This is a genomic window from Nocardia wallacei, from assembly GCF_029868745.1.
GTDB classification, from domain to species: Bacteria; Actinomycetota; Actinomycetes; order Mycobacteriales; family Mycobacteriaceae; genus Nocardia; species Nocardia wallacei_B.
Map to the genome: position 1 here is coordinate 1 of NZ_JARWOP010000384.1, position 9,568 is coordinate 9,568.

The following is a 9,568-nucleotide window of genomic DNA, read 5'->3' on the forward strand; positions in this document are numbered from 1 at the left end:
CGTCGACGGAGAGCTGTATCTGGCTGGGGCGCAGACCGCCCGCGGCTATTGCGGCGTTCGGGCCCGCCTTCTCCCCCGCCCGCGCCGGCGTACCCGCGCGCGACGGGGCCGCGGCCGACGCCGCGATATCGGATGCCGCCACCATCCAGGCCGGCATCGACTCGGCGCCGCTGGGCACCACCTACTGTGCCCGGATCCGCCGGTTGAACCCCGGCTTGTACGCGGTCGAGATCACCGACACCCCGCCCGGTGCGGCACCACGGGTGTGGCGGCAACGGATCTCCACCACACAACTCGACCGGCACTCGGTGATCACCGCGATCGTGTCCGAGTAGCCGGGCCCCATCCCTGTACCCCATCGTCGACCCAACGTGACGATTGGATCGGCGACCAACAACCAAAGGGGGCGGTGACCGTGCTGATCGCACTCACCGGACTGAATCCTCACACCGGAGTGACTACTACCGCGGTCGCCCTCGCCAACGCATGGCCGGGCACGAAACCCGCTGTCGTGGTGGAGGCGGATCCTGCCGGGGGACGACTCGCGCGACTCGCCGACGCCGACCCGCACCGCGGACTGGCCAGCCTTGCCGCTGCCACCACCCAGTCACCAGGAGATTCTCCGGTTTCGACACAGTTGTGGGAGCACGTCCAGACGCTGGGTTCGGGTGTGCCGTTCCTCGCCGCACCTCCAAGTGCCGATGCCATGGCAGCGACGCTGACGGCCCCGGTGAGCATGCCCGCCGCCGCAGTCCCAAGGCTGGCAGATCTGGTGGTCATCGCCGACTGCGGTCTCGCCGATCCGGCCTCGCCCGCCACTCCGATCGCCGCTGGCGCCGACGTTCTGATCGTCGTGGTCCGTGGCGACCTCGCCGACCCCGTCCGCGCCGGCCGGCGCGTCCGCGAGGTCACCGCCGGCTGTCGGCGCTGCGCGGTGCTGCTGGTCGGCTCGGATCGCACGGGCGAGTTCGCCGAGCCTCTCGGAGTCCCGGTGCTCGGCAGGCTTCCACTCGACCGCCTCGGTGCCGAAGCGCTGCTGACCGGCGCCCGATACTCCCGCCGAGGACGCAACGGGCTCGCAGCGGCTGCCCGCGTCGTTGCCGCCGCACTGCACACACAACTGACCCCAGCACACTCGAATCCGCTTCTAGGCCGGCAACCGTCACCGTGGCCCCGGTTACCGGGCCGGTGGCGTCACGGTCTCGGGGTCTGCATCCGGGCGGATTCGCCCCGGGTGTATCGAGCCCGCCAGCCAGTTCCCGATCGAATCCCGGGCCAGGACGCCGCCCCGGCCGTATCCCCAGTAGACGACCTCGGTCTCGAGGTCACCGAGACCGGCCAGCCCCCTACGGAGACAGTGCCCGTTGCGCGTGATGCTACCCCCGTCGCCACCACGGCAAACGAATCGGCACCGGGTGGGCCGACCCTGGCAGTCGAGGTGTTCGGGCCGCTACGTGTCTGCTGGCACCGCGACGACGGCGTTGTCGACATCACCACCCACTTGCAGCCCCGGAGCCGCGAACTGCTGGCCCTGCTGACCCTGCACCCAGAAGGGATTTCCCGCGAGGCCCTGATCGCCGATCTGTGGGGGGAACGATGCCCCCGCCGACCGGTCAACGCACTCAACACCGCGATCAGCCGACTCACCGCCTCCATCAGAGACGCGACCGACGGCACGGTGCCCCGGATTCTGGCCGGCGACCACATCCGCTATCAGCTCGACCACACCATCATCGCCACCGACTACCAGCAGTTCGCTCGCGCGGTACGTCAACGCCGCCACGCGGGCAACGGCACGGAGCGCGGTGAAGCGTGCCGCCACATCATCGACACCTCCTGCCGAGGGATCCTGGCCGCAGATCTCACAGCGGACTGGGTAGCACCGATCCGGGAATCCGCCCGCCGCGACACCATCACCGCGGTCGGCGCCCTGGCCGCCACCGTGGTCGAGCAGGACCCACGCCGCGCCCTGGACCTCCTCGAAACCGCCCTCGACCACGACCCGCTCAACGAACTCCTGTGGCGCGACATCCTTCGCCTGCACGCCCGCCTCGGCGAACACACAGCCATCGAACGCACACTCGGCCTCCTGGCACACAAACTCTCCAAAATAGGAGAAGAACCCACCGCAGAAACACGAGACCTTGCAGAAAGGCTCCAAAAACAAGCCCGGCACTGAAACCGGAGTCTTCTATCCGAGATGCGTAATGGCCGAGAAAACGCCTCGGCGAACACTCGAGATGAGATAGGCGGAAACGCTGGGTCTAAGGTAAAAGCTCGTCTGATGAGGCGGAGGCGAGGATGGGGAAGTCTCTCGCCTGACTCGAGTGCGGAATCCGCGCGGGACAAAGGCTAACATCCGCCTCGGGAATTCGAGGCGACACCCGCCGCCAAGTATTGACGGTACGCAATAATAGCCAGAAGGTGTGCGTGCTTCTCGGCGTTCGTCGGGTAAGGTATTAGCCCAGTAGGGTTTGCGGATATCTGATCGCTATTTGTGGAATTCAATTGAGAATGGGATTCCGTACGGCAATTTCACGGCACAACGGGTGGATGTTCGCAATTTCTTCGGGTTGTCGGAGATCGCCGCCACGGGGGGTGCAGCTCGCGTTATCGCGGCCTGGCTGATCGTGGAGATCGTTAGGTGGGTCGTTAGGTGGGTCCATTGGCGGGTCGCTAGGTGGGTCAGTCAAATCAACCCACCCCGATGCCGCAAACTACCAGCTAGAAGCCACTATCCGACCCAACTGGCTCCCCAGGATTACCCGCAGGGAACAGAAAGAACACGTTGGGGCGGGCGTGGCCCGCTGGCGTCGCTGCCATCGTTCGGCTGGCCCTGCTGATATGACTCCGCTATTCAACTATCGATATCCGTCCTCATTCGATGCATTCCAATCGGTTTCAAATCAATAGTTTCCTCATGTACGGTCTGCTGCCGGCCTGGCCGCGTTAACGCATTCCATTCTGTGCTTGCCATGCAATTGTTGCCCTGATCTGCGGAAATTGGTTGAGAAAAGGTTGAAAACGGGGTTGAATTCCCGGGATGAGTCGAGATAGCGTCGACCCACACCCCGGGGAAACGAATTGTCAACCAATCCGAAATGACCACCGCGCCACCGCTGTGCCAGGATCCGCCGTGAGCGGCGCAACAAAATTCGTGCAGTGCGAAGGAGAAACGAGATGACTTCCCCCACCGGCCCGGCCCCCGCACCGGCCAACCGCCTCGGCAATGGCGAACTGCGCCGCATGGTCGCCAAAATCCTCACCGACAACCCCGGCACCGAATACACACCCCGCGAAGTCGCGAAACTCACCGGCCGTTCATCCGGTGCGATCGGAAACGCGATGAAAACCCTCACCGCCGCCGGACACGCCGACCAGACCAGCGCCAAACCGCTGCGCTACCGCGCCAACACGAACACCAGCAGCGCCGCGACCGGAGCCCCCACCCCGGCACCCGCCACCGGCACGCCCGCCGCAACCCCGGCCAAGCGGCCCGCCGCCCGTCGGGCGCGTAAGGCCCCCGCCGCGCCATCGGGCACCCCGAGCCCGGCCCGCACCGGTTCGGCCGTGACACGGCCGAACGGGCAGCAATACCACCTGCGGACCCTGGCGGGCCGCGCCGATGTGGACGTGCTGCGCACCATGCGCGACCACGAGGTCCCGGTCCTGCTGTACGGCCCGCCCGGCACCGGCAAAACCTCGCTGATCGAGGCCGCCTACGGCGACCTTCTGACGGTCCAGGGCGACTGCGACACCACCGTCGCCGATTTTGTCGGGGAATACACGCAAAACCCCGACGGGACCTTCGCGTTCGTGCACGGGCCGCTGGTCCGCGCCATGCGCGAGGGCCGGGTGCTGTTCATCGATGACGCCACCCTCATCCCGCCGACCGTGCTGTCATGCGTGTACCCGGCCATGGACGGCCGCCGCGAGATCGTGATCAAAGCCAACAGCGGCGAAATCGTGACCGTCGCGCCGGGGTTCTTCGTGGTGGCCGGGCACAACCCCGGCGTTCACGGCGCGATCCTGTCCGACGCCCTCGCCAGCCGGTTCGCGTTCCAGGTACAGGTCGGCTCCGACTACGACCTCGCCAAACAGCTCGGGGTGGACCCGAAAGCAGTCCGCGCCGCGCGGAACCTGGCCACCCGACAGGACAAAGGCGAGATCGGGTGGGCACCCCAGCTGCGCGAACTGCTGGCGTTCCAGAAAATCGCCACCGCCACCGACACGAACACCGCCGCCGCGAACCTGATCGGGGCCGCACCCGAAGACGACCGCGCCATCGTCGCCGACGTGGTGCGCACCGTGTTCGGCACCCGGCTGGAACCCCTGGCCCTCGGCCCCCGCATCTAACCCACCCCGGCCCGCCCGAACACGCCCGGAAGGAACCCCCGCGATGACCGGCCACCTGATCGCCGACCCCACCACCACACCCACACCACCGCCCGCCACCGCCGGATGGGATGCCCTGTCTGCCGCCCTAACCGATGAAGCCCCACCGATCGCAGACCGCGACGACCTGGTCGTCACCATTGCCCCCGGCGCGGCGCACGGGCACCCGGCGGTGTTCATGCCCCACAGCGCCGCCATCGAAATCGACGGCACCCGCCTCGGCATCGACCCGGCCACCGCGCGGCCGGACCGCAACAGCGACCGCGCCCGCTACGCCGCCGTGTGGGGCGCGTTCGTCCACGAATGCGCCCACGCCCAACATTCGGTGTGGGAAGCGCCGCCGGTGGCGAATCCGGCCGTGGTCGAGGCCGCCCTGCTGTTGGAGGAATCCCGCATCGAGGCCGCCCAGATCCGTCGCCGCCCCGATGACCGGCACTGGCTGCGCGCCAGCGCGACCGAGATCGTGATCGGCGACAACGGCGGCACCGATGCCGCCGCCCAGATCCCGCCCACCGATTATGCCGCCGCCCACAACGCCGCCCTCCTGCTGGGGCGCGTGGATGGCGGCATCCTCACCGCGTCGGAATGCGCGCCCGCCGCCGGGGTCATCGAGTCCATCCTCGGCAGCGACAAGCTCGAGAAGTTGCGCGCGATCTGGCAGCAGGCCCACACCGTGGCCGACGACGACACCAACACCATGCTCGAACTCGGGCAACGGTGGCTCGATATCGTCGGCCCCGACCCGCACGCCGACCCGGATCCGAACTCGGTCCTGTCCGCCGCGATCGGTGACACCGTCACCAACATCAGCAACGCCGTTGCCGCGCAACCGGTCCCGGTCGACCCTGCCGAAGCGGCGGCCACCGCGCAACGAGAGGCCCAGCGTGCCGCACGGCGCGCGGCGGCGCGGGCGCAGAAGGTGTTCGGCAACGGCAACGGGACCGGCACCAGTGCCAGCACCCGCGCCACCCGCACGCCGCACCCGGACGAACGCGCCGCCGCCCGGGTGCTGGCCCGCGCCCTCAACAACGCCGCACAGCGCGAACGCGCCACGATCAAAACCACCTCCGCGTTGCCGCCCGGCCGGTTGCGGATGCGCGGCGCACTGGCCCGCGAAGCCCAACGCGCCGCCGGGGCGCTGCCCACGGCCGAACCGTTCACCCGGACTACCCGCAAAACCGTGCCGATCCCGCCGTTGCGGGTCGGTATCGCCTGCGACGTGTCCGGTTCCATGAGCGACTACGCCGACCCGGTCGCCTCGGCCGCATGGATCATCGCCCGCGCGGCCGAGCTGGCCACCATGCCCGCCGCTACCGCCACGGTCACCTTCGGCGCATCGGTGGCACCGATCACCTACCCGGGCACCGCGCCCGCCCGGGTCACCCAATTCAGCTGCCCCGATTTCCTGCACGCCATCGACAACGCCATCGAGGCCCTCGACGGTGCCCTCGAGCTGTCGCGCCCGGAAAACACCCGCCTGCTGGTGATCATCTCCGACGGCTACTACGACGGCAGCAACCGCGACCGCGCCCAGAAACTCCTCGATCGGCTCCGCGCCACCGGCTGTGCCGTGCTGTGGCTGGCACCCGACACCGGCACGGCACCCGACCCCCTCAACGGCGCGAACCTGCACCTGATCACCGACCCCGCTACCACCGCCCACGCCATCGGCCGCGCGGCCACCGCCGCCGTACGCACTGCCTGACTCCCGTAGCGGCAGCCAATCAGCCACCAGCGGGATCCAACTGCCCGCGCCGAACCCACCACCGAACGAAGGGGCAAGAACATGGACACCCACGGCACCACGCCAACAGCAGCGGAAGCACCCGATCCGCAGTCACCCACCGAATCCGACAGCGAAACCTTGATCGGCTCGACCACCCGGCCGATCTGGTTCCACGGCGTACAGCTACCGGCCGGAACCCTGGTCCGCATCGTCCGATTCCGCCGCGACGGCACCGCCGAGATCATGCGCACCGACGTGTTCGGCCTGTCCAAGCGTGTCGCAACGGATGCCCTCGACTGCCCATAGCGCACCGACCGAGACGAAATCGGCACACTACCAACCTCTTTAGGAGTTCGGCCATGATGAACAGCGACACCACCCCGACGGTCAACCAGGCACCGGTCAGCGCGGCGAACACCACCGGCGATCAGGTCAGCCGATTCGGGGCCGAGTGCCCGATCCGGGTCGGTGACGAGGTGACCGGTCGTGACAACCCGACATGGCGCGGCCGGGTCCGCTCCATTTACCTCAACGACGAGGTCGCGGAATGCGCGATCGAAACAGCCGACGGCAGGCGGGGCTTCGCGCCACCGTGGGCCTTGGTGCCTGCCGATACGGAACCGTCCCGCGAATGGCGAGACCGGATGCAGACCTTCAAGAAGGCCCAACGTGACCAAGCGATGGAGGCGCTGCGCCGAAAGCGGCACGAGGCCGCTGAACACGCCGAAGACCTCGCCGGGCGGCTGAACACCATCGCCACCGCACTCCGAGATGGCGACACCCCCGACCCCGGCGAACCCGTGGAAAACCTCGCCCATACCTTCGCCTTCGCGCTGCATGAAGTGACTGAACTCGATGACAGGGTCGTCGCCGCCGGGCTGTCGGCCACCGACGAGCCTCAGCGACACAGCGCCGCCGAACCGGCCGGTTCCGACGAACTGCTCGCATGGTTCCGCGTCCTGCAACAGCGCATCCGCGACGAGATCGACTGCTACAGCACCCGCGAAGACGGCACCGAGGACTCGTCTGCCTGCGCCGACCACCACGACCGGCTCGAAGCCCTGTATGCCGAGGCCAACGACACCATGGCCGCGCTCGATAGCCACCTGGACACCGGCGGGCCGCTACCCGCCGCATGGGCACACATGCCCACGCCCCACCCCCACTGATCCCACTCCGGCGGCCCCGCCACCCACCGCGTCCAAATCACCTGCGGCCACCGAAAATGCCCCGAGGAGCCACGTCATGAACTGGAACGAATCTGCGACGAGCAGCGCATCGGCCACCGGTCCTGCCCCAAGCCACCAGCACACCGACGCATTACGCGCCCAGCTGGAAGCCGCGTACGACCTGCCCTTCGGGCGTGCACGGGAACAGCGCATCACCGACCTTGTCCTCGCGATCATCACCGCCGAGATCGGCCGTCGCAATCCCTCGATCAGCACCGTGCTGCTCGACTGGGCACCCTACGGCGGGCTCGGCGTCGCCGGATTCCGCGACCACGACGGCAACAACATTCGCGACCACGAACTCGACCTCGACATCAGTTTCTACGCCAGCGATATCCGCGCCGCCGACAGCAACAATGCACTGACCCAGCCACCACACGAGCAGGGGCTATTCCGTCTCGACCTGCACGACACCATTCCCGCCGCCGATGAACGAGAAGAAGGAAACAACCGCGATGATCACACCCCGCGTCGGTGACCGCGTTCGTATCACCGGGCTCATGCCCGACGATCCCGCGCCGCTGGAAATCGGAACAATCGGAACGGTGACACGGATCCCCAGTTCATGCCCCGGCCAGATCTTTGTCGACTGGGACAACGGGAGATCACTGATCCTGCTCGAATCCGACCCGTTCGAGATCCTTCCGACGCACTCGCCGCCACAACCTGGCGATCGAGGGGCCGCTTTACCCGGCCCGGCTGCCGCCGACACCAGGAGCAGCAGACGCGGGCCATATTGACCCGCGCGGAATGCAGCACCGCTGATGCCCTGGGGCCGCCATACCAGCGGCCCCAGGGCATCGTCAGCGCCCTGTTCAGCTGTCTGCGTTCGGGTGTCCCACCACGCGCCTGGCGACCGGCTGGCCCAAATCAACTGGGGCACCCACCCCGCCGCCGGGTATGACACCGGCGAACCTGTCATCGAAGGGCCCGACTGGCGATCACCAATAGTCCGCGCCACGTCGCCACGGCGGCACGGGTACCGTCCAGCTCCCGGACTTGTCCTTTTCCCTTTCTCGCCGGAGTTCGTCGCGCTCGCGGCGAACCTGTTCGGTGATGTCGTAGATCACATCGAGGTCCGCGGTCGTGCCGCCCATCACCTCGATACCGACCATGCCGTCTTCGACCTCGTAGTCGAAGTAGACGATCTCCTCGGCAGCGTGCCGGGGGCACCCGGGGACGGTGACGATAACCTCGTCATCGAAGATCCGGACGCGCACCCGGACCTCACCGCCACCACATGGTGAGTACCCCCAGCCCAGGCGACGGGAACGGTCCGAGCCGAGCAGGCACCCGCGATTGTGGACGGCTTCAGCCGTCATGGACAGCACGGCAGCCGAGTCCAGGGCGGAATCGAGCAGGTCGCTCAGCCGCTCCCCGGTGATTCGATCCAGCCCTCGCAGCTTGACATCCACTCCGTAGTAGGCGGCGGCAACGGTCCTCCACTCGACACAGCGGATCTCGGCGTCGGCACGCACGCGCTTCAGGTCGTCGAGTACCTGCGAGACCTTCGTGCGGAATTCCTCGTTCAACTCGCTTTGGCTCAGTGTGTCTCGCTGCCAGTAGGGCACGACCACGGTCGTCGGCGTCAACTTGGCGGACTGAAGTGCGTGGACCTTCGGCAACAGCACATCAGCTGCGGCGAGGACATCCTCGCAGGTGGGATCCGCCAGGCCGTCAGGCCCCAGCTGTTCGGCATCGGCACGGCGCCAATACTTCCCGGTCCCGTCGACGCTGATCTTCAACGGACGCAGCCGTGAGTTCCTCTCGGCCTGCTCGCGTGCCTGCGCGGCCTGCTTTTCGCCGCGTCGGAGAGCTTCGGCATATTGCACGCCGTCCTCGGCTGCGATCCTGCGAGCGCGACGGCGCCGCCGCGCACTGCTGTTCTTCGGCATGTTCTCGTCCATTCCCGGCAGAGGCGCCCACGCCACCCTGCCTGCAACGAACAAGCATGCGAACAGGGGAAGTGTGAACGCGGGCCCCGGGAAGGACCTTGGCCATCAACGTCACCGAACCGGCGTGGGCGAGGCAACTCAGGCGAGAACGAGGAGCGCGTGCGCGGCCTGTCACTCCGCAGGAGAGCTTATCCTCTCGCGTGCTCGTCGAGAACCAACTTCGCCGAGACCACCATCCACGAGCAGGGGGCCCGCGGGGGGCGGGGCCCCCACAGGGCCCCCCCGGGGGGGGGGGGCGGGGTGATAGTGTGACGTTGGGGTGT

Annotated in this window: 9 protein-coding genes; 8 read left to right on the plus strand and 1 reads right to left on the minus strand. The window is 67.7% G+C overall.

The window, feature by feature from the left end; genetic code table 11:
• From QH470_RS36705 to QH470_RS38405, 8 genes are all read left to right on the plus strand, one after another.
• On the plus strand, nucleotides 1-335 hold a 335-nt coding region (locus QH470_RS36705), incomplete at its 5' end, for a DUF8176 domain-containing protein (protein ID WP_483243961.1).
• Between the two features lie 74 nt (nucleotides 336-409).
• Complete coding sequence (locus QH470_RS36710; RefSeq protein ID WP_054814851.1) at nucleotides 410-2,179, plus strand: BTAD domain-containing putative transcriptional regulator; 1,770 nt, start codon at nucleotides 410-412, stop codon at nucleotides 2,177-2,179.
• Between the two features lie 1,001 nt (nucleotides 2,180-3,180).
• Nucleotides 3,181-4,356 (plus strand): AAA family ATPase, encoded by a 1,176-nt coding sequence (locus tag QH470_RS36715; RefSeq protein WP_043735057.1) that lies wholly within the window; start codon nucleotides 3,181-3,183, stop codon nucleotides 4,354-4,356.
• Between the two features lie 43 nt (nucleotides 4,357-4,399).
• The gene (locus QH470_RS36720; protein ID WP_054814850.1) at nucleotides 4,400-6,100 is read left to right on the plus strand and encodes a VWA domain-containing protein; all 1,701 of its coding nucleotides are present in this window, start codon (nucleotides 4,400-4,402) and stop codon (nucleotides 6,098-6,100) included.
• Nucleotides 6,101-6,181: 81 nt separating this feature from the next.
• Nucleotides 6,182-6,427, plus strand: a complete 246-nt coding sequence (locus tag QH470_RS36725; RefSeq protein WP_043736129.1) for a hypothetical protein — start codon at nucleotides 6,182-6,184, stop codon at nucleotides 6,425-6,427.
• A 53-nt stretch (nucleotides 6,428-6,480) separates the two neighbouring features.
• Nucleotides 6,481-7,290, plus strand: coding sequence for a hypothetical protein (locus QH470_RS36730; RefSeq protein ID WP_043736128.1), 810 nt, complete (start codon nucleotides 6,481-6,483; stop codon nucleotides 7,288-7,290).
• A gap of 76 nt (nucleotides 7,291-7,366) precedes the next feature.
• The gene (locus QH470_RS36735) at nucleotides 7,367-7,828 is read left to right on the plus strand and encodes a hypothetical protein (RefSeq protein ID WP_043736127.1); all 462 of its coding nucleotides are present in this window, start codon (nucleotides 7,367-7,369) and stop codon (nucleotides 7,826-7,828) included.
• Between the two features lie 22 nt (nucleotides 7,829-7,850).
• A complete protein-coding gene (locus QH470_RS38405) occupies nucleotides 7,851-8,090 on the plus strand; it encodes a DUF4314 domain-containing protein (protein ID WP_218017685.1) in 240 nt (79 codons plus the stop codon).
• A 201-nt stretch (nucleotides 8,091-8,291) separates the two neighbouring features.
• Here QH470_RS38405 and QH470_RS36740 read toward each other — a convergent pair whose 3' ends face one another.
• The gene (locus QH470_RS36740) at nucleotides 8,292-9,245 is read right to left on the minus strand and encodes a hypothetical protein (RefSeq protein WP_138456831.1); all 954 of its coding nucleotides are present in this window, start codon (nucleotides 9,243-9,245) and stop codon (nucleotides 8,292-8,294) included.
• Nucleotides 9,246-9,568 lie beyond the last annotated feature (323 nt).

Bases quoted from the DNA above. Each gene is read 5' to 3' on its own strand.
- QH470_RS36715 (WP_043735057.1), top strand. From the start codon at position 3,181: ATGACTTCCCCCACCGGCCCGGCCCCCGCACCGGCCAACCGCCTCGGC.
- QH470_RS36720 (WP_054814850.1), top strand. From the start codon at position 4,400: ATGACCGGCCACCTGATCGCCGACCCCACCACCACACCCACACCACCG.
- QH470_RS36725 (WP_043736129.1), top strand. From the start codon at position 6,182: ATGGACACCCACGGCACCACGCCAACAGCAGCGGAAGCACCCGATCCG.
- QH470_RS36730 (WP_043736128.1), top strand. From the start codon at position 6,481: ATGATGAACAGCGACACCACCCCGACGGTCAACCAGGCACCGGTCAGC.
- QH470_RS36735 (WP_043736127.1), top strand. From the start codon at position 7,367: ATGAACTGGAACGAATCTGCGACGAGCAGCGCATCGGCCACCGGTCCT.
- QH470_RS38405 (WP_218017685.1), top strand. From the start codon at position 7,851: ATGCCCGACGATCCCGCGCCGCTGGAAATCGGAACAATCGGAACGGTG.
- QH470_RS36740 (WP_138456831.1), bottom strand. From the start codon at position 9,245: ATGCCGAAGAACAGCAGTGCGCGGCGGCGCCGTCGCGCTCGCAGGATC.